The 21,661-nt window shown below is 48.2% G+C and carries 20 protein-coding genes and 1 riboswitch; of the genes, 19 read left to right on the top strand and 1 reads right to left on the bottom strand.

The features are described from left to right. The first annotated feature begins 3 nt into the window (after positions 1-3). The 10 genes from LUCIF_RS15970 (at position 4) to LUCIF_RS15925 (ending at position 10,257) form a co-directional block, all read left to right on the top strand. Complete coding sequence (locus LUCIF_RS15970) at positions 4-543, top strand: spore maturation protein (RefSeq protein ID WP_122628889.1); 540 nt, start codon at positions 4-6, stop codon at positions 541-543. 109 nt (positions 544-652) lie between these two features. Further along, the gene (locus LUCIF_RS15965) at positions 653-1,933 is read left to right on the top strand and encodes an FAD-dependent oxidoreductase (RefSeq protein ID WP_122628888.1); all 1,281 of its coding nucleotides are present in this window, start codon (positions 653-655) and stop codon (positions 1,931-1,933) included. Between the two features lie 13 nt (positions 1,934-1,946). Then, the gene (locus LUCIF_RS15960; protein ID WP_122628887.1) at positions 1,947-2,945 is read left to right on the top strand and encodes a hypothetical protein; all 999 of its coding nucleotides are present in this window, start codon (positions 1,947-1,949) and stop codon (positions 2,943-2,945) included. A 28-nt stretch (positions 2,946-2,973) separates the two neighbouring features. Continuing rightward, entirely contained in the window at positions 2,974-3,696 is a 723-nt protein-coding gene (locus LUCIF_RS15955; RefSeq protein WP_122628886.1) for a pseudouridine synthase, read from the top strand. Positions 3,697-3,769: 73 nt separating this feature from the next. Beyond that, positions 3,770-5,026 carry a BaiN/RdsA family NAD(P)/FAD-dependent oxidoreductase gene (locus LUCIF_RS15950; RefSeq protein ID WP_122628885.1) on the top strand — a complete coding sequence of 419 codons (1,257 nt, stop codon included), beginning with the start codon at positions 3,770-3,772 and terminating at the stop codon, positions 5,024-5,026. A gap of 46 nt (positions 5,027-5,072) precedes the next feature. Further along, positions 5,073-5,594, top strand: a complete 522-nt coding sequence (locus LUCIF_RS15945) for a hypothetical protein (protein ID WP_122628884.1) — start codon at positions 5,073-5,075, stop codon at positions 5,592-5,594. Between the two features lie 79 nt (positions 5,595-5,673). Then, positions 5,674-6,987: a 3-phosphoshikimate 1-carboxyvinyltransferase gene (gene aroA, locus LUCIF_RS15940; protein WP_122628883.1), complete on the top strand. Its 1,314-nt coding sequence runs from the start codon at positions 5,674-5,676 to the stop codon at positions 6,985-6,987. Between the two features lie 20 nt (positions 6,988-7,007). Beyond that, a complete protein-coding gene (gene cmk, locus LUCIF_RS15935; protein ID WP_122628882.1) occupies positions 7,008-7,685 on the top strand; it encodes a (d)CMP kinase in 678 nt (225 codons plus the stop codon). Next, positions 7,678-8,265, top strand: a complete 588-nt coding sequence (locus LUCIF_RS15930; RefSeq protein WP_122628881.1) for a lysophospholipid acyltransferase family protein — start codon at positions 7,678-7,680, stop codon at positions 8,263-8,265. The genes cmk and LUCIF_RS15930 overlap by 8 nt, the downstream gene beginning before the upstream one ends. Positions 8,266-8,424: 159 nt before the next feature. Continuing rightward, positions 8,425-10,257 (top strand): carbon starvation CstA family protein, encoded by a 1,833-nt coding sequence (locus tag LUCIF_RS15925; protein ID WP_122628880.1) that lies wholly within the window; start codon positions 8,425-8,427, stop codon positions 10,255-10,257. A 267-nt stretch (positions 10,258-10,524) separates the two neighbouring features. On the opposite strand, the gene LUCIF_RS15920 is transcribed toward LUCIF_RS15925, so the two are convergent. Further along, entirely contained in the window at positions 10,525-12,288 is a 1,764-nt protein-coding gene (locus tag LUCIF_RS15920) for an Rqc2 family fibronectin-binding protein (RefSeq protein ID WP_122628879.1), read from the bottom strand. Positions 12,289-12,376: 88 nt separating this feature from the next. Between LUCIF_RS15920 and LUCIF_RS15915 the strand changes: the two genes are divergently transcribed. The 9 genes from LUCIF_RS15915 to metK all read left to right on the top strand — a co-directional run bounded on the left by LUCIF_RS15915 (position 12,377) and on the right by metK (position 21,605). Then, positions 12,377-15,169, top strand: coding sequence for a calcium-translocating P-type ATPase, SERCA-type (locus LUCIF_RS15915; protein ID WP_207857844.1), 2,793 nt, complete (start codon positions 12,377-12,379; stop codon positions 15,167-15,169). A gap of 44 nt (positions 15,170-15,213) precedes the next feature. Beyond that, a complete protein-coding gene (gene dapF, locus LUCIF_RS15910; protein ID WP_122628877.1) occupies positions 15,214-16,047 on the top strand; it encodes a diaminopimelate epimerase in 834 nt (277 codons plus the stop codon). 121 nt (positions 16,048-16,168) lie between these two features. Beyond that, on the top strand, positions 16,169-16,768 hold the full coding sequence (locus LUCIF_RS15905; RefSeq protein ID WP_122628876.1) for a hypothetical protein: 600 nt from the start codon (positions 16,169-16,171) through the stop codon (positions 16,766-16,768). 140 nt (positions 16,769-16,908) lie between these two features. After that, positions 16,909-17,790: a YicC/YloC family endoribonuclease gene (locus LUCIF_RS15900; protein WP_243638746.1), complete on the top strand. Its 882-nt coding sequence runs from the start codon at positions 16,909-16,911 to the stop codon at positions 17,788-17,790. A 46-nt stretch (positions 17,791-17,836) separates the two neighbouring features. Next, positions 17,837-18,103 (top strand): extracellular matrix/biofilm regulator RemA, encoded by a 267-nt coding sequence (gene remA / locus LUCIF_RS15895; protein WP_122628874.1) that lies wholly within the window; start codon positions 17,837-17,839, stop codon positions 18,101-18,103. Positions 18,104-18,128: 25 nt separating this feature from the next. Then, on the top strand, positions 18,129-18,743 hold the full coding sequence (gene gmk, locus LUCIF_RS15890) for a guanylate kinase (RefSeq protein ID WP_122628873.1): 615 nt from the start codon (positions 18,129-18,131) through the stop codon (positions 18,741-18,743). A gap of 29 nt (positions 18,744-18,772) precedes the next feature. Next, the gene (rpoZ, locus tag LUCIF_RS15885) at positions 18,773-18,979 is read left to right on the top strand and encodes a DNA-directed RNA polymerase subunit omega (protein WP_122628872.1); all 207 of its coding nucleotides are present in this window, start codon (positions 18,773-18,775) and stop codon (positions 18,977-18,979) included. A gap of 12 nt (positions 18,980-18,991) precedes the next feature. Further along, entirely contained in the window at positions 18,992-20,188 is a 1,197-nt protein-coding gene (coaBC, locus tag LUCIF_RS15880; RefSeq protein WP_207857901.1) for a bifunctional phosphopantothenoylcysteine decarboxylase/phosphopantothenate--cysteine ligase CoaBC, read from the top strand. 55 nt (positions 20,189-20,243) lie between these two features. Beyond that, positions 20,244-20,350, top strand: a riboswitch (SAM riboswitch). Positions 20,351-20,417: 67 nt separating this feature from the next. After that, a complete protein-coding gene (metK, locus tag LUCIF_RS15875) occupies positions 20,418-21,605 on the top strand; it encodes a methionine adenosyltransferase (RefSeq protein ID WP_122628870.1) in 1,188 nt (395 codons plus the stop codon). Positions 21,606-21,661: the final 56 nt, after the last annotated feature.

The raw sequence follows: 21,661 nt of genomic DNA, 5'->3' as shown, positions 1-21,661 counted from the left end.
GGTATGTTTGCCGACTTTTGTAAACAATTATCTGCCTGGGCGATTCCGGTGCTGCTGCTAATTATTCCCAGTGTTGGCTTTCTTAACAAAGTGAACGTGTATGAAAAATTTGTTGAAGGGGCTGCCGAAGGGTTTCAGACGGCAATCCGGATTTTGCCGTTTTTGGTGGCCATGATGGTGGCGGTTAACATTTTTCGAGCCTCGGGAGCAATGGATGTTTTCATTGCGGCCCTAAAACCGGTGCTTCAGTCAGTGGGTGTGCCGCCGGATCTTATCCCGCTGGCGATTATCCGTCCCCTGTCCGGGACGGGGGCACTGGGATTAACCACCGAGATTTTGAACCGGTATGGGGCCGACTCCCTAACCGGGCGCATTGCTTCTACCCTGATGGGAAGTACGGATACGACGTTCTACATCCTTACTGTTTATTTTGGCGCTGTTGGCATCCGCAATCCGCGCTATTCCGTGCTAGTAGGTTTGATCGGAGATCTGGTCGGTTTTGTCTCTTCTGTATATATCTGTCGGCGTCTCTTTCTGAATTAAGACTGGTAACAAAAGATACCAGTCTTTTTTGTGTTATCGTTTGTGACAATTTATTAGACGGAGAATACACTGTAGTGTGAATAAAAGCAGACAAAATGGAGGGATGTCCATGGTCAAAGTAGTAGTGGTCGGCGGGGGGTGGTCCGGGTGCGCCGCAGCGATCGCCGCAGCGAAAGCGGGGGCCCGGGTTCTCTTGCTGGAACGGACAGATTTATTGTTGGGTACCGGATTAGTCGGAGGAATATTTAGAAACAACGGTCGCTTTACTGCCGCGGAAGAAGCAATTGCCATGGGAGGGGGCGACTTATTTGTGGCCATGGATGCCAACGCCCGCCATAAAGGGATTTGTTTTCCGGGTCATAATCACGCCTCTTTATATGACGTCACCATGATGGAGCCACTGGTAAAGAAAATATTGCAAAACTACGGGATTGAAATAAAAACGCAAACCCGGGTCGCCGATGTATTGAAATATGGCAGGAAAATTCAGGCTCTTACAGGCGATCACGGCGAGGTTATAAAAGGCGACGTTTTTGTGGATACAACGGGAACAGCCGGGCCTATGGGCAATTGTTACAAATATGGCAACGGCTGTTCCATGTGTGTCTTGCGGTGTCCTTCCTTTGGACCACGGGTTAGTGTTACCGCCAAGGCGGAGGTAAAGGAATTTAAAGCGCAAAAAGCGGACGGTTCCTATGGCGCCATGAGCGGTTCCTGTAAACTTAACAAAGAATCATTAAGCAAGGAAATCCGTGACCAATTAGAAGCGAAAGGCATTGTTGTCTTGCCGCTGCCGGAACATCTAATGAAACCGAACGGCTTAGGGAAAAAGGCCTGTTCCCAATATGCCCTGCCGGAATTTGCCGCCAATCTGGTTTTACTGGATACGGGCCATGCGAAAATGATGACGTCCTATTTTCCGCTGGAAGAATTGCGTTCCATTCCGGGATTGGAAAAAGCGCGGTATGAAGATCCTTATGCCGGCGGAATCGGCAATTCGGTCCGGTATCTTGGTATTGCCCCTTGTGATGATACCTTGAAAGTGGAGGGGTTAGACAACCTGTTTTGCGGCGGCGAGAAGGCCGGTATTCTGGTAGGTCATACGGAAGCAGTTGTTACGGGATTGTTAAGCGGCCATAATGCTGTGCGGCACTGTCTCGATATGCCGTATCTCCAACTGCCCAGTGAATTGGCTACGGGAGATTTTATTTCTTTTATTCATCAACAGATGACGGTTCCCGAGGGACTGCATTTACGGTATACATTTTCCGGTTCCGTTTATTTTGAGCGCATGAAAGCTCTGTCACTTTATTCAACGAACCGGGCCGAGATCAATGAACGGGTTGCGAAAGCCGGGCTTAGCGATATCTATAACTCCTGTCTGGTTTAAAAGGAGGCATACCATGCATAATACAGAATTACCCCTTCGTTGTGTGGATATTAATAGTCTTTACTGTCCCTGCCTGTTAGCGGATACCAATCACTGTATATCCTGCAGTCATTTGAAAGGAGAGGACCTTTGCGACTGTAATTGGGCCGGCGTATGTATATTGTATGAAAAACAATGGCAATCTAAAAATAAGATGCGTCAAAGTGAAGATTCGCCGATTCGAATTGAAATCGAATCTAAATTTACTATAAAAGAGAAAATCAGTGATAATACGTATTGGCTGGAAATGCCTATTTCCCAGGAACTGGCGGAAGGATTAAATAAAATCGGTTCTTTCGTATTCTTGCGGTGCCCGCAGGATCCTCAATTTTATCACTTCCCTGTAGGGGTAATGAAAATAGAAAATAACAACCTGCAGGTGGTAATCGAAGCAGTAGGCCCTAAATCCAGCCGGATTTTCCAGGAAGATAATAACTGTGTTCTGGTAAGGGGACCCTATTATAATGGTGTTTTTGGGCAACCATGGATTGACAAAATTGCCAATAGTAAAATAATATTGTTAGCAGGAGGTATCGGGCAACCGCCGGCACTGCCCATTGTACAGAAACTTGGCCGCAATCAAAATCAGGTTACAGCCATCCTGGCTCCGGGAAAAACCGGTAAAGTATTTATTGAACGGGAGCTTATGGAAGCAGGAATCATGGTAACAACGGTTACGTCCATGCGGGTAGCGGGACTGCCCCTGTTAAAGAAGCTTTTCCAGAGCCGTACGACCTGTCCTGATCTGGTAGTCAGTGCCGGACCGGATGAACTGCATTACGGTGTCATTGCGGCAATGCAGGAAGCAGGTATAAATCTGCCGATGGCGGCTACCAATAATTCAGTCATGTGTTGCGGGGAAGGAATTTGCGGCAGTTGTGAAAGAGAAACCAATGACCATCAATTGATCCGCACTTGCAAGGTACAAACTGATTTTGCCCGGTTTGTAAGTGATAAAGAGCTAAAGATGTAACGATAATTTTAACAAGAGGAGTTTTTCGGTGGAACGGTTGCAAAAGATTATCAGTCAGGCGGGAATTGCGTCCCGGCGGGAAGCTGAGAATTTAATCAGGCAGGGACGGGTGTCCGTTAACGGAACCATTGTTACGGAATTGGGCACGAAAGCCTCAATCGAGCAGGATAAAATTAGAGTTGATAACCGGTTATTAAAAGATGAGAAATATGTGTATGTATTGTTTTATAAACCCAGAGGGGTTGTAACGACCCTTTCGGACCCCCAGGGGCGGAAAACAGTGGCAGACTTTGTCGCCGATATTACCGAACGCGTCTATCCGGTCGGGCGGCTGGACTATAATACCGAAGGGTTGCTGCTGCTTACCAATGACGGACGGCTGGCTCATGGTCTGACCCATCCCAGCCGCCATGTTGCGAAAGTTTATTTGACTAAAGTGGACGGTATGCCGTCGGAAGAAAAATTAGACCGATTAAGGGCGGGTATTAAACTGGCCGACGGGGTTACGGCACCGGCCCAAATTCACATTCGGGACCGGGACAAGGAAAAAGATATAACGACACTGGAAATTACACTGCATGAAGGAAAGAACCGGCAAATCCGCCGGATGTGTGAAGCGATCGGCCATCCGGTTAAATATTTAAAGCGAATTGAATTTGCCTTTCTTTCGCTGGCTGGTTTGCGGCGCGGCCAATACCGTTACCTTACCGCCTCGGAAATTGCGGAATTAATGAAACTGATTCAAAGGTAATGCTGTGTGCACCCTTATTGCGGCAATAAGTAAGGGTGTTTTTCTTATTAAAATACAAGGGTGAGAGGGTAAAATGAAAAAAGTGATTGTGATTGGTGGCGGGGCGGCCGGATTAATGGCTGCCTGCAGTGCCGCCCAATATGGAGCCAACGTTATAATACTGGAAAAGATGCCGTCGCCGGGACGTAAATTATTAATTACCGGTAAGGGCCGTTGCAATATTACCAATTCTTGTGACTTGAAAACGTTTATTGCTAACATTCCCGGAAACGGCAAATTTTTACACAGTGTATTTCATACATTTTTCAACCAGGATCTGATTGATTTTTTGACTTCCTGGGGATTGGCGACGAAAATAGAGAGGGGCGGCCGGATTTTTCCGGTGAGTGATAAAGCTGCCGATGTAGTCGAAACGTTTATTAAGGCGCTCAAAGCACTGCATGTGGAATTATTGGTGAAGCATGGCGTTAAAGAGATTGTGGCGGAACAAGGGCAAGTAAAAGGAATCCGGACTCAGACTAATGTCTTTATGGAAGCCGATGCCGTTATTTTAGCTGCCGGAGGAGCATCCTATCCCAATACGGGTTCTGCCGGCGATGGGTACAGAATAGCCGAAAAACTCGGTCATACCGTTATTCCCATAGAGCCGTCCCTGGTTCCCCTGGAAGTGGCCGAAGAATGGATTGCCGAATTGCAAGGCTTATCATTGCGAAATGTGGCCGCGGCGCTCCAATGCGGCGACCGGAATGTAGCCGGCGAATTTGGCGAGATGCTATTTACCCATTATGGACTCTCCGGGCCGATTATTTTATCTTTGAGCAAAAAAGTTTCCGAACAAAAGGCGGATGCCGCCTTATTTATCGAAATCAATTTAAAGCCGGCTTTGAGTCCTGAACTGTTGGACAAGCGGATTCAACGCGACTTTGAAAAGTTTGCCCGTAAACAAATCAAAAATGCTTTGCATGAATTACTGCCCGCCAAGATGATTCCGGTGATGATCAATCTTGCCCATATTAACCCCGACAAACCCGTCCACCAGATAACAAAGGAAGAACGGAACCGTCTTGTTTTTCAACTGCAGCATTTAAGTTTTACCATAACCGGGACCCGGCCGGTAGCGGAGGCCATTGTAACAGCCGGCGGAATTTCTACCAAAGAAATTAACCCGGCTACGATGGAGTCCAGGCAAATTCGCGGCTTATATTTTGCCGGCGAAATCATTGATGTGGATGGTTTTACCGGCGGATTTAATCTGCAGGCGGCATTTTCAACCGGGTATGTTGCAGGAATGAACGCGGCTGCCGAATCGTATAATCGGGAAAAGCGATGACGCATACTATATATATTAAAAGAAAGCGCCGAAAATGAGGAATGTTATGCAAAATAGCAACGGAAAATGGTTTATTCGCGGCGAACAACTGGTATTGCGTCTCTGTATCGTTTTTATTGGCTTGCTGCTCATCACCCAAGCCTTGGAATTAAAGGAGCAGACAAGAAGGTATTTTTCTCTTGTCGACCGGCTGGAAGGACAGAGCGTTGCTTTGGACTTGCCGTCATACAATAAGGCACCAATGGTGTTCACGGAACGGCCTGTTACCGGTAATGTGAACCCGCAGCGAGCCGGTCAGCGGATTACAATTTCGCTGCTCGGACCGTCACCCGGCGGTGAAGCATACATTAGCATTAACGGTGAAAATTTGGCGGAACTCTCCGGGGAAGGAGTGACAATTGCTGTTTACGGCGGCGACTATCTGGAAATTGATGCAACCCGGGTGAAGAAACCGCTGACGGCGATTGTCCATACCAACGGGCAAGCGGTTTTATTTCCGCCCGACGGGTTGGTTGTCGAAGGGAGAAACAGTAAATTGCCAATTGGAAAAATTAAATTAAGACGATAAGGAAATAGAGGATTCTTACCGGTATATAGTGAATACAAGGAATGGCAACAATTCTTAAATTCGTATTGGGAGAGAAAAAATGACAGAGAAATGCAGACGTGTAGCGCCAGGGCATAATTTAACAGGTGTAATAGATATTCCGGGTGATAAATCCATTTCCCATCGCAGTGTTATGTTTGCCGGTCTGGCCAATTCAATGGTTCGTATTAAAAATTACTTGTTTTCCCAGGACTGTCTGTCGACGATTCATTGCATGAAAGCGCTAGGCGTGCAGATTGAGCAAGATGACAACGGTGTTCTTTACGTAACCGGCCACGGTCTGGAAGGATTGTCGGAACCGCGGGACGTTCTGGACGCCGGTAATTCCGGAACGACGATGCGGCTGTTAACGGGCATTTTATCCGGTCAAAAATTTTTCAGCGTACTGACCGGGGATCCGTCTTTGCGCAACCGTCCTATGGCACGGGTAATCAAGCCTCTTGCCGGGATGGGAAGTCAAATCTATGGCCGGGATAGCTCGAAGTTTGCTCCCCTGGCAATTTTACCCTCGCCGACAGGTCTTGCCGGGATTGAATATACTTCGCCGGTAGCCAGTGCCCAGATAAAATCGGCCGTATTGCTGGCCGGCTTGTTTGCCAGGGGACGGACAACCGTCATCGAGCCTTATTTGTCAAGGGACCATACCGAAAGGATGCTGGAAACCTTTGGAGTGCCGGTTATCCGCAGGGGGAATACGGTGAGCATTGAACCGGTAGCAGCCTTGACGGCCCCGCAGGAAATCGAGGTGCCGGGTGATATTAGTTCGGCGGCTTTTTGGCTGGTGGCGGCTGCCATTATACCTAATAGCAGGCTGACCCTCAAAAATGTCGGCATTAATCCGTCGCGTACGGGGATTCTCGATGTTCTGAAGGAAATGGGTGCCGCAATAACAATGGATAATCAACGCTGGAGCGGCAGTGAACCCGTAGCCGATCTGACCGTGACTTCATCGTCCCTTACCGGTTTTTCCATCGGTCCGGCAATCATACCCCGCCTAGTGGATGAGATTCCTGTACTGGCTGTGGCGGCACTGTTTGCCCAAGGCAGGTCGGTCATTCAGGGAGCTCAGGAATTGCGGGTCAAAGAAACGGACCGGCTGAAGGCGGTTACTGCCGAATTGACCAAGATGGGGGCCAAAATAACCGAGACCGATGACGGGCTGGTTATTGAAGGACCGCAGCCGCTTAATTTTGCTGTATGTCAATCCTATGATGATCATCGGATGGCCATGTCGCTGGCCATTGCCGGTACGGCAGCCAAAGGAGTGGAGATTCTTGAGCCGGACTGTGTGGCAATCTCTTATCCCGGATTTTATTCAACATTAGACGCTGTCAGCAACGGATGTTGCCGGTAATCTGGTTTGCGGAGGAAGCTATGCGAAATTTGATCATTGCTATTGATGGACCGGCCGGCGCGGGGAAAAGTACGGTTGCCCAAATTGTGGCCCGGCGCCTTAACTATGTATATATTGATACGGGGGCCATGTATCGTGCTGTTACCTGGCTGACGAATCAGGAAAAAATACCTCTGGAAGATGCAGCAAAAGTAAGCGAAATGGCTTACCACATGAACCTTGAGTTGCTTTACCGGGAAGGGAAGACCACCGTACGGGTTAACGGACTGGATGTTACTCAGGAAATCAGGACGCCGGCCGTATCCCGTCTGGTGCCCGGTATTGCGCAAATTGCCGGTGTTCGCGAGGCCATGCTGAAAGTGCAGCGTGAGATGGCTGGACGCGGGGGAGTTGTTATGGATGGAAGAGATATTGGCACCTATGTTTTGCCGAATGCAGATATAAAAATATTTTTAACGGCTTCGGTCGCGGTACGGGCCAAACGGCGCTGGCAGGAGCTGAATAACAGAGGATTTACTATGGAGTTGGCCCAAATCGAAGCGGAGATTTCCGCCCGGGACAAAGCGGATTGTGAACGGGACATCGCGCCTTTATGCCAGGCACCGGACGCCATATTGGTGGATACTACCGACCTTACCATTGAGGGCGCGGTAACGGCAATATTAAATATTTGTAAGGAGAGAAGCACTGTTGTATGAGATAGTTCGGACCTTTTTGCGGCTTATTTTCCGCGTATTCTTTCGCTGGGAAATTACAGGCAGGGAAAATATACCGGCCGAAGGCGGCGTGATTATCGCCGCCAATCACGTAAGTCTGTTTGACCCCCCTGTGCTGGGCTGCGCAATTTCTAAACGGCGAATTCATTTTATGGCCAAAGAGGAATTGTTTGCCATTCCTATTTTCGGATGGCTTATTACTAAATTTCATGCCTTTCCCGTACGTCGGGGGGTTGCCGACCGGACGGCGATCCGTACCACGATCAGCCTTTTGGAACAGGGTGAAGTCGTGGGAGTTTTTCCGGAAGGAACCCGCAGTAAAACCGGTATGCTGGGGAAAGCGGAGCCCGGTGTAGCCATGATAGCGTCCAAAGTCGGCGCGACCGTGGTTCCGGCCGCTTTGACCGGTACCAATAAGGTATTCAGGGATGGCTTTATTTTTTCCCGCTTTACGGTGAAATTCGGTGAACCGATCAAGGTCGATAAAGCAAAGGCGGATAAGGAAACCCTGGATGCCTTAAGCCGGAAAATTATGGATGAGATTGCGATATTGCTAAAATAATGGTTTAGTTCAGGCAAAAGACAATGAAACGATAGGTAGCAGCTGCCGGGGATGGGTTAGTTAAGTTATTCTGAATAGATGGAATAATTTGAATTTACTGAAGGGGGGGAGAGACACCGGAGGTAATGCCCGTCAAAATTTTTATCGGGAGGAATTTAGATGAATTCGGTCATGTTGCTCATTGTTTCGGCGTGTTTTTTTGCGCTGGCCTATCGTTATTATTCCGCGTTTATTGCGGCCAAAGTTTTAGTGCTGAATGATGCCAATATTACGCCCGCATTCCGCTGCAATGACGGACGGGAATTTGTTCCGACCAACAAATGGGTTCTGTTTGGTCACCATTTTGCCGCCATTGCCGGGGCCGGTCCGCTGGTTGGTCCGGTTTTGGCCGCTCAATATGGCTGGGGACCGGGATTTGTTTGGATTTTACTGGGGGCGGTATTTGCCGGAGCGGTTCACGATTTTATCATTCTGTTTGCTTCCGTACGCCATAACGGACAATCTTTAGCAGTCATTGCCCGGAGGGAAGTGGGACCGGTTACCGGGATCACAACGTCGCTGGCAATTTTTTTCATTATTATTGTTGCCCTGGCCGGGCTGGCTATTGTGGTTGTCAATGCGTTGTTTAAAAATCCCTGGGGTGTGTATACGCTGGCGATGACCATCCCGATTGCTATTATTGTTGGTTTGTATATGTTTAAGATTGTACCGGGATCGATCCGTTCCGGTTCGATTGCAGGTTTTATTTTAGTCTTGCTGGCCGTATTTACCGGACACTATATTCCGGGGTCGGCCTGGTCCAATGTTTTTACACTGAATAAACAGCAATTGTCGATCCTATTACCCATATACGGTTTTCTTGCCGCCGTTCTTCCCGTGTGGTTGCTGTTGGCACCGCGCGATTATCTTAGCTCCTATATGAAAATTGGTACCATCACGGCTTTGGCAGTGGGAATTTTAATTGTTCAACCCACTATCAATGCTCCGGTTACTAATTTCTTAAACGGAGGGCCGATTATTCCGGGACCGTGGTGGCCTTATGTGTTTATTACGATCGCCTGTGGCGCTATTTCCGGGTTCCATTCGTTGATTAGTTCGGGAACCACGCCTAAGATGCTGGAATATGAATCACAGGCCCGGATGATTGCTTATGGCGGCATGCTGGTAGAAGGCTTTGTCGGAGTTATGGCTTTAATCTCCGCTGTTGTTTTAATGCCCGGTGATTATTTCGCCATTAATACAGTGCCGCCTGTTTTTGCCAAGTTAAACTTACCGATCGTGGAACTGAAACAATTATCGCAACTGGTCGGTATCGATGTCGCCGGGCGGCCGGGCGGCGCCGTATCCCTGGCCGTCGGCATGGCGCATATTTTCTCCAGTATCGGCGGAATGAAACATTTGATGAATTACTGGTATCAGTTTGCAATTATGTTTGAAGCATTGTTTATTTTAACGACAATTGATGCCGGCACAAGGGTGGCCCGCTATATCCTGCAGGATATAATCGGTTCCTATATGTATGAGCCGCTGAAGCAAACCAGCTGGTGGCCGGGGATTCTTATTACCAGCGCTGTTGTTTCCTGCTCTTGGGGGTATTTATTATATTCCGGTGACGTAGCCAGTATCTGGCCGTTATTCGGCGTGGCCAATCAATTATTGGCGGTAGTGGCGCTGGCAATTGGCACTACCATTATTTTAAAGGTCGGCGCCAAAAAGTCGTATGCCTGGATTTCTTTCGCGCCATTGGTTTTTTTGACCATAACGGTAATTACTGCCGGAATTTTAAATGTGGGCATGTTTTATAAACGGGGCGACAGCCTGGGAGACATCAATGGTACGGTAAGTATTGTGCTAATTGCGCTGGTTGCTGTTACCTTGCTGGATTCGGTGCGAGTCTGGATAAAACTTTTAAAAACACCCAAACCGGTTGGGTTGAATACAGAGATTATTCTGTGTAAATATGGAACAACCAAACCGAACATTCCTTCCTAAATAGGGAAACGAAAAACCAGGGGACAAAATCGGTCCCCTGGTTTTTTGCTGCTATATGGGAAGTATAAGTATTTGGGACTATATATATAGCTGCTAACGGCAGAAGAATCGCTTTATCAACGCTCCGCCGTTACCACTTAACCTCCGCTTATGACAAGACGATCCTTCTGCCGGGTGCAGACGTCAAAAAGACTGTGTAAGTAGGAATTGCTTGCGGAAGGGGTTCTTATGCGCCCTGGGCCCTGCGCATTGCGCCGCAGGACCGCTTCAGCGGTCCTGCTTAAGAACTGCTTTGATTAATTGTTCATCCGGTGTTATATACAAAGTATGCTGGTGGCTATAAATGACAAAACCAGGTTTTGCACCGGCCGGTTTTTTTACATAGCGCCGCTCCGTATAATCGACGGGTATATTTGTTGAAGAGCGGGCTTTGCTGAAATAGGCGGCGAGATTAGCCGCCGTATTAAGAGCGGCCGGTGACGCTTGCTCTGCCTGGCGGCGTAAAATAACGTGAGATCCGGGGACATCTTTCGTGTGAAACCAGATATCATCGGGGCGGGACTGTTTAAAGGTTACGAAATCATTTTGCAGGTTATTTTTGCCGACAAGAATGGTAAAACCGTCGGCGGTGAGCGCCGAGAGGGGCCGGGAATTCGTAGAAGCGGTTTTCCGGCACCGGGTGATCTCTTTTATGTAGCCGGCCGCAATCAGTTCCTGGCGGATTTCCAATGCATCCGAGGCCGTTGTGGCCCAGTCAAGGGAAATTTGGATGCTTTCGAGATATTTGAGTTCCGTTTCACACTGCGCTAATTGGCCGGCCAGCGTTTCCTGGGCCCGCTTCAGTTTGTTGTATTTAGCATAATAGTTTTGGGCATTTTGTACCGGGGTAAGGTCAGGATCAAGGGAAATCGCAACACAGGTTTTGCCGGAAGGGTCCCGCAGCAGGTCGGGTAATAAGACTTCCTCCGCACCATTGGTTACCGCCGCGAGAAAGTTCATGAGAATGTTGCCGTGGGAAAGGAAGGTATCTGCTTGCCGGGCATCGGCTAATTCCTGTTTCAGGATAAGCGACTTCCGGTGCGATTTTGCCAGCTCTGCAGCTACCAGTTTCTGCAGCCCCTGCGTTTCCGGTCCCGGGCGGGTTTGACCTTTGAGCTGGCTGGCAAATTCGATAGCCAGGCTCATAGTCGGAAAGTTCCGGCTCTCCTGCCGGGAGAGGTGTTCCAGGGGGAAAGGGGCTATGGCCAGCAAGGACTGGCTGTTATCGGTAACTACTACAGGCCGGGCGCAATCAGAGCGCAAGTGATTCACTATATTGCTCAGCGCGGACGCTAAAGAAGTCCTGTCTTGACCGGTTACCTCTTCCACCGCAATGTCTAAGGGCAGCCCGGCCTGCCAGATTATTTCCCTGGCGGTTACGGGGCCAATTCCCAAACCGGTGCTGATAACGGCTTTTAGCAGGCTTCCTTTTTGGGTTGACAGCAATACTTGCACAAAATGCGACGGTTCTACGGCTAACAGATTCAGACGGTTCTGCCCGGGGGGAACCCGGTAGGGCAATCCCGGCAGAACTTGCCTGAACTGACTCATATGACTATTTACACGCTTTATTGCATCTATAATCAGGTCCTGTTCGACAAAAATAATATTGCTGTGTTTACCCATGAGCTCAATCAGCAAATATTTCGTCAGGATCCTGCCGCGTTCGCCGCGGACATCCACCGGAATGCGTATCATCCGGTCCAGTTCATGCTGTTCCACTTTAGCAATCCGGCCATCTTCCAGGTGTTTTCTGAGCAGCATGCAAAAGCTGGGCGGCGTTGCCGGGTTTTCACCGGTTGTTTTTGTCAGGTGTATCCGCGGGTTATCCGGATTCGCGGCAATGAGTAGCCGCAGCGTTTGGCCGGCTTGACGTATCCAGAATAATAAAGTCAATTTTTCCGGTTGAAATATTTTCTCAATTCGTCCGCCCGCTAAGTTTTGATTCAGTTCCGCAATTAACGGTGCAAGGGAAAGTCCGTCCAGACTCATAAATAACCTCCGTCATAAATTCCCATTTAGTATAGCACCAATAAGATGCCCGGTCAATTTGGTCTAATAAAGCTATTTCAGGAATAACATGGTACAAGAACAACATGTTAGTGAGGTGGCTGAAATGAATATGGAGAAATGGTTTGCACGCACGGCAGAAGAAGTGGTTGCTTTCTGGCAAACCAATCCGGTTGAAGGCTTGAACTCAAATGAAGTGAAAAAAAGGTTAGATAAATACGGGTTGAATGAAATGACGGAAAAAGAGACAGTTGCCTGGTGGAAAAAACTTCTGTTCCAGTTTCAGGATTTTATGGTGCTTGTGTTGTTGGGAGCAACTTTAATATCGGCCCTTCTGGGAGAATTTGTGGATGCGGTTACCATATTAGCCATTGTAATTATTAATGCCGTTTTAGGCTTTTTTCAAGAATACCGGGCGGAGCAGTCCATGCAGGCTTTGAAGAATCTTACAGCTCCCACGGCAAGGGTGATTCGCAACGGATTTGTCCAGCAAGTTCCGGCCCGGGAATTGGTTCCAGGGGATATTTTGGCTCTGGAAGCGGGTGACAAACTTTCGGCCGACGGCAGGCTGACGGAAGTCCATGATCTGGAAGTGGAGGAAGCGGCTTTAACGGGGGAATCGCTGCCGGTCCGTAAGTTTGCCGACAAACAGTACAGTGAGGACATAGCCCTTGGCGACCGTAAGAATATGGTATATGCCGGCACCAGTGTAACCCGCGGCCGGGGCCGGGCGGTGATTTGCGCCACGGCGATGATGACGGAAGTCGGTCATATTGCGGGGATGATTCAGGCGGCGGAAAGTGAGGAAACGCCGCTGGAAAAACGGTTGGAACATTTAGGACATTGGCTGGTATGGGGTTGTCTGGCAATTTGTCTGGTTGTCGTATTTACCGGCGTCCTTAAGGGAGAATCCCTGTTTTTAATGTGCATGTCCGGCATTAGCCTGGCTGTAGCCGCCATTCCGGAAGGGTTGCCGGCTATTGTTACGGTGGCGTTGGCTCTGGGGGTGCAGCGCATGATCCGGCGCAATGCGATTATTCGCAAATTGCCGGCGGTTGAAACATTAGGCTGCACGACGGTAATTTGTTCCGATAAAACAGGAACCTTAACACAAAATGTAATGACGGCCCGCCGGATTTATACCGCCGGACGGGCGTATGACGTTACTGGGGCCGGTTATGATATTAAGGGACAATTTACTCACAATAATCAGGAAAGCAACGTGAATCAGGAAGCACAATTGCGGCAATGCCTGCTGATTGGATCTTTATGCAATAATAGTGTATTAAAGCAGAATAATGTGCCCATAACCGGTTTATGGCGGAAAAGGGATACTATGGGCTGGTCGATTGAAGGGGATCCGACCGAAGGCGCATTACTGGTTGCGGCGGCCAAAGCCGGTCTTTGGCGTGACGAGCTGGAAAAGAAAATGCGCCGCATCCGGGAGTTTCCATTTGAATCGGAGCGGCGGCGTATGTCCGTAGTCTACCGGCAAGAAAATGGAAGTCAAGTTCTCTATGTAAAAGGTGCGCCGGATACGATTCTGGATTTATGTACAAAATATGACAGCGGTACAGGGGTAAAGGATCTCCTGCCGGAGAATAAGGCCGAGATCACCAAAGCCCATGAAGAAATGACCGTTCAGGCGCTGCGGGTACTAGCGGTAGCCTATAAACCTGTACTCCCCAGTGAAAATGATTTATCGGCCGAGGATTGGGAACAGAAGCTCGTATTTGCCGGTTTGGTCGGCATGATTGACCCGCCACGGGAAGAAGCCAGGGAAGCCATTCTTTTATGCCGGCAGGCCGGCATAAAAACGGTTATGATTACCGGCGACCATCCGAACACGGCGACTGCCGTTGCCGCGGAACTGCGAATGTTTAAAGAGGACAGCAATAAAGCGTTAACGGGGAAAGAGCTGGATGCGTTAAACGACCTGGAACTGGCCAGAATTATAAACAATGTTACCGTTTACGCCCGCGTTTCACCGGCGCACAAGTTGCGGATCGTAAAGGCTCTCAAAGCCAAAGGCCATATCGTAGCCATGACCGGCGACGGGGTCAATGATGCACCGGCAGTAAAAGAAGCGGATATTGGAGTGGCTATGGGCGGCACTGGTACCGATGTAACCAAGGAAGCGTCTTCCATGATTTTGGCGGATGATAATTTTGCCACCATTGTCGCCGCGATCGAAGAGGGGCGCGGTATTTACGATAATATTCGCAAGTTCATCCGCTATTTATTGTCCTGCAATATCGGTGAGGTTTTAACGATGTTTGTTGCCGCTTTGCTGGGATTGCCGCTGCCTCTGTTGCCGGTACAGATTTTATGGGTTAACCTGGTGACCGACGGTTTGCCGGCTATGGCACTGGGAGTAGACTCCAATTCAAACGATATTATGTACCGGGCGCCGCGAAATCCGGCGGAAAGCGTTTTTTCCCGCGGCCTGGGCTTGAAAATTGTTTCCCGCGGTCTGCAAATCGGCTTTAGTACTTTACTGGTGTTTGCGTTGACGTATTTTTACCAGAATGATCTATCCCTGGCCAGGACAATGGCGCTTTGTACCCTGGTATTTTGCCAGTTGTTTCACGTATTTGACTGCCGTTCGGAAATTTTCACCATTTTTGAAATTGGTTTCTGGTCGAACAAATATTTATTAATGGCAGTTCTATGTTCCGCCTGCATGCAGCTTGCCATTATTTATCAGCCTTTTTTGCGGGAAGTATTTGCTACGGCGCCCATGTCATTATTTGACTGGCTGATGGTGCTGACCGTTGCGGGCTGGACGTTTATTTTAAGCGGCCTAAAATATTTAGTGCTGCGCCGGCATGCGCCTGTCCGTTCCCGTTTCAGTCGTGTATAATAAACATAGCGGATTCTATTCCAAAGACATAGGGGGAAGTTTGATTGCAATTCAGTAAGATGCATGGTCAAGGCAATGATTTTGTCATTATTGACGGTTTAAAGGAGAAAGTAAATAACTTCAGTCAATTGGCGCAGCAAATCTGCGACCGCCATTTTGGCATCGGTGCGGACGGATTAGTAATTCTTTTACCGTCCCAACAGGCTGATTTTACAATGCGTATTTTTAATTCGGACGGCAGTGAGGCGGAAATGTGCGGGAATGCCAGCCGTTGTGTAGCCCGGTATGTATATGAACATGGCCTGACCCCAAAAAATAAAATTTCTTTGGAGACCTTGGCCGGTATTATAAAGCCGGAATTATTGTTCGAAAATGACAGGGTAACCAGTGTCCGTGTAGATATGGGAGAACCCCGTTTAAACCGGGGCGAAATTCCGGTAACGGGCGATAAAAACGAAAAGGCGATTAACATACCGGTTCAACTGGAAAATCAGCTTTTCTACGGGACTTGTATTTCCATGGGGAATCCTCATTGTATCATTTTTGTCGACAATGTCGATGCTGTCGACTTAACCGCCATCGGACCTAAGATTGAAACGGCTCCGCTGTTTCCCCGCAAAACGAATGTTGAATTTGTTCAGGTGCTGAACCGCCATGAAGTCCGCATGCGGGTTTGGGAACGGGGTGCCGGTATAACGCTGGCGTGCGGCACGGGAGCCAGCGCTACCCTGGCGGCAGCCGTTCTTACTACGAAAACGGAACGCCGGATTACGGTGCATCTGGATGGAGGAGATCTTGCCGTTGAGTGGGGCAATGACAATCATATCTATATGTCCGGGCCGGCCCAAGAAGTGTTTAGGGGAGAATACCCGGTTTAATTTAAGAGTACAACGGGCAACAAAGCCGGGCGAATAAGGAGATGCGGGGGGACCGGCAATAGAGGATTATTTTTATTTTTGGCGTAATTACTTATATTAGAAATTACCGGGAGGTGTTTGGATGAGAATTGCCGGCATGGTATTGCTGCTGCTAATGATTTGCTTTAACCAGGCTTATGCAATTTCACCAATTAACAAGGATACGATACAGGCGGCGCAAGATTATGGCAAGAAATATGATCAGATGAACTGGAACGATTTTTCTCTTGACTGGACATCCTATGAGGAAAATGCCGCCAAATTGAACGCGGCAACGGAACGTGCTTATTTTTATACCCCCTTTTTACTGATTGCTGCCGACGCCAGGGATAAGACATTAAAGAAACTTAGCGTGACATTGGAAGACAGCGAAAAAATTATTACGGATTACACCGGATTTTGGGTATTCAGCGTTACTTTATTTGGTGATAATATTAATTTTACTCAGGACGGCAATGCAGTTCTACAACAGGGACCGAAGCTGTTAAAGGCATCCCAGTCCGTTATACCGTCCGAAGCGTCGCCAACGGGCTGGAATTCGAAAGATGCCGCTTATATGGCGCAGTGTTATTTCTACTTTTCAGCCAAAGATTTATCCTCCTTGAAGCCGGTAATACTGGCAGTTACTACGGGTAATAAAAAAGTACGCCGCTTCTATTTTGATATCGCTAAAATACGGTAATCACTACAGGGCTTCGGCCCTTTTTATTTTTCGGAAAAAGGAATTAAGCGAAATAAGGCGAACTAATTAAAAAAAATACGATTAATAATAATTTTTACAGTTAATAATAACATACGCGAAGGACGGTGCAGCAGAGCGTGATGAAAAGCATGACCGGTTTTGGTCGTGGTGAATATCTGGATCAGAATTTACGTTTTATAGCGGAAATTAAAGCAGTAAATCACCGGTACAATGAGATCGTAGTACGTATGCCGAAAAATCTTGGCGCATTGGAAGACAAAATCCGGCGAAGGGTATCGAATATGCTTGTCAGAGGCCGGATTGACATATTTATTACGATGGATCAGTACGGGCTAAAAAAACATAGCGTCAGGGTTGACAAAGAGTTGGCAATCGCTTACCATAATGCAATGAGAGAATTAGCGTCCTTATTTTCCTCGCCTATGAACGACAGTGTTTATCATATAGCAAAATATCCCGATGTTTTAAAAGTGGAGGAAGAAGAGGAAGACAGTTCGGCTTTATGGCCTAAACTCTGTCAGGCTGTAGACGCCGCTGTGGCCAATCTAATGCAGATGCGTCTGGCTGAAGGAAGTAATATTGAAAAAGATTTACTGGCGCGGATTGACAAGTTGAAACTACAGGTTGAGGCGATTGAACGCCGGGCCCCGCAAATACTGGATGAATACGGGGCCAGATTGTTGAACCGGATGCGGGAGCTGCTTGCCTCAGTCGGAACGGAACCGGACGAAAGCCGGTTATTGCAGGAAACGGCTTTATTTGCCGACCGGACTAATTTTACGGAAGAGCTGGTTCGTCTGCGCAGTCATCTGGACCAGTTCTGGGCAACTCTTTTGACGGATGAAGCCATAGGCAGGAAGCTGGATTTTATTGTTCAGGAGATTAACCGGGAAACCAATACCATTGCTTCCAAAGCCAATGATTTTAGTATTGCCAATCTTGTGATTGAAATTAAAAGTGAGATAGAGAAGGTCAGAGAGCAAATCCAAAACATAGAGTAATATAGAGATGAAACGGATCTACAAAATAATAGGGGGAATTATTACTATGGAAATCAAGCTCATTAACATTGGTTTTGGCAATATTGTGTCAGCAAATCGAATTGTCTCCATTGTTAGCCCTGAATCGGCGCCTATAAAACGGATTATCCAGGAAGCTCGTGACCGTGGTATGTTGATTGATGCAACTTACGGCCGCCGTACGAGAGCGGTCATCATTACTGACAGCGACCATATTATTCTTTCGGCGGTGCAGCCGGAAACAGTGGCCCATAGGTTAGCCAGCAAAGATACCAGTGACGATGCTGCAGAATGATTGAGCAGCGAAAGGAGCATATATTTTGACGCAGCAAGGAATCTTGATTGTATTGTCCGGTCCTTCCGGAACCGGGAAAGGAACGATTTGTAAAGAATTGCTGCGTAGCCATCCCGAACTGCATTATTCGATTTCCGCTACTACCCGTTCGCCGCGGCAGGGAGAAGTTGACGGGATTAATTATTGGTTTATGTCCCATGGCGAATTTCAATCCATGGTTGCCGAAGACCAACTGTTGGAGTGGGCTGAAGTATACGGAAACTATTACGGAACGCCCCGCCGCTATGTTATGGAATTATTGGAAGCGGGAAAAGACGTTATTTTGGAGATTGATACACAGGGAGCTATGCAAGTAAAGCACAAATTTCCGGAAGGCATTTTTATATATATCATACCGCCTTCACTGGATGAACTGGCTGAACGTATATATAAAAGAGGGACGGAAACGCCGGACGCCATACGGAAACGGCTTAGTAATGTAACGGCCGAACTGTCTTGTGCGCATGAATATCATTATGTGGTTGTAAATGATGAGGTACCAAGAGCCGTACATACCGTAGAAAGTATTATTACAGCGGAAAAATGCCGTATTGAACGGAATCTGGATTTAATAAATAAAATTCTTCGTTTGGTTGACTAATTTCAACTGGACCTGGTAGGGGGATATGTATGATTCATCCATCCTTAGATGTATTGGTAAGTAAAGTAGATAGCAAATATACGCTTGTTGTTTTGGCAGCCAAACGGGCCCGGGAAATTATGAGCGGGGACCAGGCTATGGCTGAAAGCAAGTCCAATAAAGCGGTAACCGTTGCCCTGGAGGAGGTTGCCCAGTCCAAGGTTGCTTTTGAGCGAACCAAGACGGGGATAAAATAGGAGGCAACCATGCTGCAGGAAAAGCGCATTGTTCTGGGTGTGACAGGGGGAATTGCCGCCTATAAAGCCGTTGAAATTGTAAGCCGGCTAAAGAAAGAAGGGGCTGACGTTCAGGTTATCATGACCCAGGCGGCGGCCCAGTTTGTTACCCCTTTAACTTTCCGGGAAATGAGCGGCAATCCGGTTATTGTTACTATGTGGGAAGAACCGAAGCGGTGGAATGTGGAACATATTGCCCTGGCTTCCTGGGCTGATTTGTTCCTGATTGCGCCAGCTACTGCCAATATTATCGGCAAAATTGCCAACGGCATTGCCGACGATATGTTGTCGACTACTGTAATGGCCACTACCGCACCAGTTGTGTTTGCCCCGGCCATGAATACGAATATGTATCGGAACGCGATTGTTCAGCAAAACATTACTAAATTGTCCAATCTTGGCTACCGGTTTCTCGAACCTGGCTACGGCCGTATGGCATGTGGCACCGAGGGGCCGGGCCGCTTACCGGAACCGGCGGAAATTGTTCGGCAGGTAATCCGGTTTTTGGCACCTGCCGCTACTATTTTAGCCGGTAAAAAAGTTTTGGTAACGGCGGGGGGGACGCGGGAGCCCATTGACCCTGTACGTTATATCGGTAATCGCTCCAGTGGGAAAATGGGGTATGCCTTAGCGGTCAAAGCGGCCCAAATGGCGGCAAAAGTCGTATTGATTGCCGGGCCCACCAGTTTGCCCGACCCTCCGGGGGTTTGCGTGAAAAAGGTGGAAACGGCGGCTCAGATGCGTCAAGCCGTACTTGCCGAATATGATGACAGTGATTTAGTCATTAAAGCGGCGGCCGTTGCCGATTATCGCCCGCAATTGGCATCACCGCAAAAAATAAAGAAGAGTGAAGAACAATTAACGCTGACGCTGGAAAAAAACCCTGATATCCTGCGAGAATTGGGCGCCAAGAAAACGCATCAATTCCTGGTAGGGTTTGCCGCCGAAACGGAGAATTTGCTGGAGTATGCGACGGAAAAATTGCAGAAAAAGAATCTCGATATGCTGGTAGCCAACGATGTGACACTGCCGGGGGCCGGGTTCAATGCCGATACCAACATTGTTAAACTGCTGTACCGGGATGGGCACCGGGAGGAATTACCGCAAATGACCAAAATAGAGCTGGCGGAAAAAATACTGGCGAAAATTTGTGAACATATATCAAAATAGATTGATTTTTTATTTATAATGCATTAAAATTGCTTTGGTAAGAAAATAGCAAAGATACTCATCAAGAGCTGGTGGAGGGACTGGCCCAATGAAACCGCGGCAACCATTGATATTTAAAAAATATCAAACGGTGCCAACTCCGGCGGATACGCGAGATGGGTGTGATAACAATCACCCTCATTGCGGAGGGTTTTTATTATTTACCAGGGAGAATACAAGGAGGTACGTTATGGAAAAAAGAGTTTTATTTACCTCGGAATCAGTTACCGAAGGCCATCCTGATAAAATGGCCGATCAAATTTCAGACAGTATTCTGGATGCGATTATCGCCCAGGATCCAATGGCCAGGGTGGCATGTGAAACATTGGTTACAACCGGGTTAGTACATATTGTCGGAGAAATTACGACGAATTGCTATGTGGATATTCCCAAAATTGCCCGGGAAACGATCCGGGATATCGGCTACACCCGGGCTAAATTTGGCTTTGACGGGGAAACCTGCGGGGTAATGGTTTCCATTGATGAACAATCGCCTGATATTGCTATGGGTGTCAACTGTGCCATGGAAGGCAAAAAAGGCATGATGGATGCAATTGAGGCCATTGGTGCCGGTGACCAAGGGATGATGTTTGGTTATGCTACGAATGAGACGTCTGAATATATGCCAATGACGGCAGCCTTGGCCCATAAACTGGCGCTGCGGTTGACAGAAGTGCGCAAAACCGGTGAACTTCCTTATTTGCGTCCCGACGGTAAAACCCAGGTAACCATTGAATATGTTGACGGCAAACCGGTGAGGGTGGATACCATCGTAATTGCCGCTCAGCACGGCTCGGAAGTAGATCTGGGCACTATTGAGAAAGACATCATCGAAAAAGTGATCCGGCCAATTGTACCGGCGGCGATGATGGATGCTCAGACCAAATATTATATTAATCCTACGGGCCGCTTCGTAGTTGGCGGGCCGCAGGGTGACGCGGGACTGACAGGACGGAAAATTATTGTTGACACCTATGGCGGCATGGCCCGCCACGGCGGCGGGGCTTTCTCCGGCAAGGATCCAACGAAGGTTGACCGTTCCGGTGCCTATGCCGCCCGTTATGTGGCGAAGAATATTGTTGCAGCCGGTCTGGCTGATAAGTGTGAAATTCAGCTGGCTTATGCGATCGGGATTGCCCGGCCGGTTTCCATCATGGTGGAAACCTTTGGCACGGCCAAGGTTGATGAACAACTCATCGCTAAGCTGATTGAAAAGCATTTCGATTTACGTCCTGCCGGTATCATTAAAACCTTGAACTTACGGCAGCCCATTTATCGACAAACGGCGGCATACGGACATTTTGGCCGGACAGACCTTAATTTGCCATGGGAAAATACGGACAAAGCGGAAATTTTGCGGCGGGAAGCAAATCTATAATTTAGTTCCTTATATCGGGAATACTACCTTCAGCAGCTGAAATTTTTTCACAGGGG

It is taken from the genome of Allolucifera butyrica, from assembly GCF_900476375.1.
Classification (GTDB): Bacteria; Bacillota; Negativicutes; order Sporomusales; family UPPP01; genus Lucifera; species Lucifera butyrica.
This window is presented reverse-complemented; position numbering and strand designations above follow the sequence as displayed.

Coding starts and splice junctions, on each gene's coding strand:
- LUCIF_RS15970 (WP_122628889.1), top strand. CDS start 4: ATGTTTGCCGACTTTTGTAAACAATTATCTGCCTGGGCGATTCCGGTG.
- LUCIF_RS15965 (WP_122628888.1), top strand. CDS start 653: ATGGTCAAAGTAGTAGTGGTCGGCGGGGGGTGGTCCGGGTGCGCCGCA.
- LUCIF_RS15960 (WP_122628887.1), top strand. CDS start 1,947: ATGCATAATACAGAATTACCCCTTCGTTGTGTGGATATTAATAGTCTT.
- LUCIF_RS15950 (WP_122628885.1), top strand. CDS start 3,770: ATGAAAAAAGTGATTGTGATTGGTGGCGGGGCGGCCGGATTAATGGCT.
- LUCIF_RS15945 (WP_122628884.1), top strand. CDS start 5,073: ATGCAAAATAGCAACGGAAAATGGTTTATTCGCGGCGAACAACTGGTA.
- aroA (WP_122628883.1), top strand. CDS start 5,674: ATGACAGAGAAATGCAGACGTGTAGCGCCAGGGCATAATTTAACAGGT.
- cmk (WP_122628882.1), top strand. CDS start 7,008: ATGCGAAATTTGATCATTGCTATTGATGGACCGGCCGGCGCGGGGAAA.
- LUCIF_RS15925 (WP_122628880.1), top strand. CDS start 8,425: ATGAATTCGGTCATGTTGCTCATTGTTTCGGCGTGTTTTTTTGCGCTG.
- LUCIF_RS15920 (WP_122628879.1), bottom strand. CDS start 12,288: ATGAGTCTGGACGGACTTTCCCTTGCACCGTTAATTGCGGAACTGAAT.
- LUCIF_RS15915 (WP_207857844.1), top strand. CDS start 12,377: ATGGTACAAGAACAACATGTTAGTGAGGTGGCTGAAATGAATATGGAG.
- LUCIF_RS15905 (WP_122628876.1), top strand. CDS start 16,169: ATGAGAATTGCCGGCATGGTATTGCTGCTGCTAATGATTTGCTTTAAC.
- LUCIF_RS15900 (WP_243638746.1), top strand. CDS start 16,909: ATGAAAAGCATGACCGGTTTTGGTCGTGGTGAATATCTGGATCAGAAT.
- remA (WP_122628874.1), top strand. CDS start 17,837: ATGGAAATCAAGCTCATTAACATTGGTTTTGGCAATATTGTGTCAGCA.
- rpoZ (WP_122628872.1), top strand. CDS start 18,773: ATGATTCATCCATCCTTAGATGTATTGGTAAGTAAAGTAGATAGCAAA.
- metK (WP_122628870.1), top strand. CDS start 20,418: ATGGAAAAAAGAGTTTTATTTACCTCGGAATCAGTTACCGAAGGCCAT.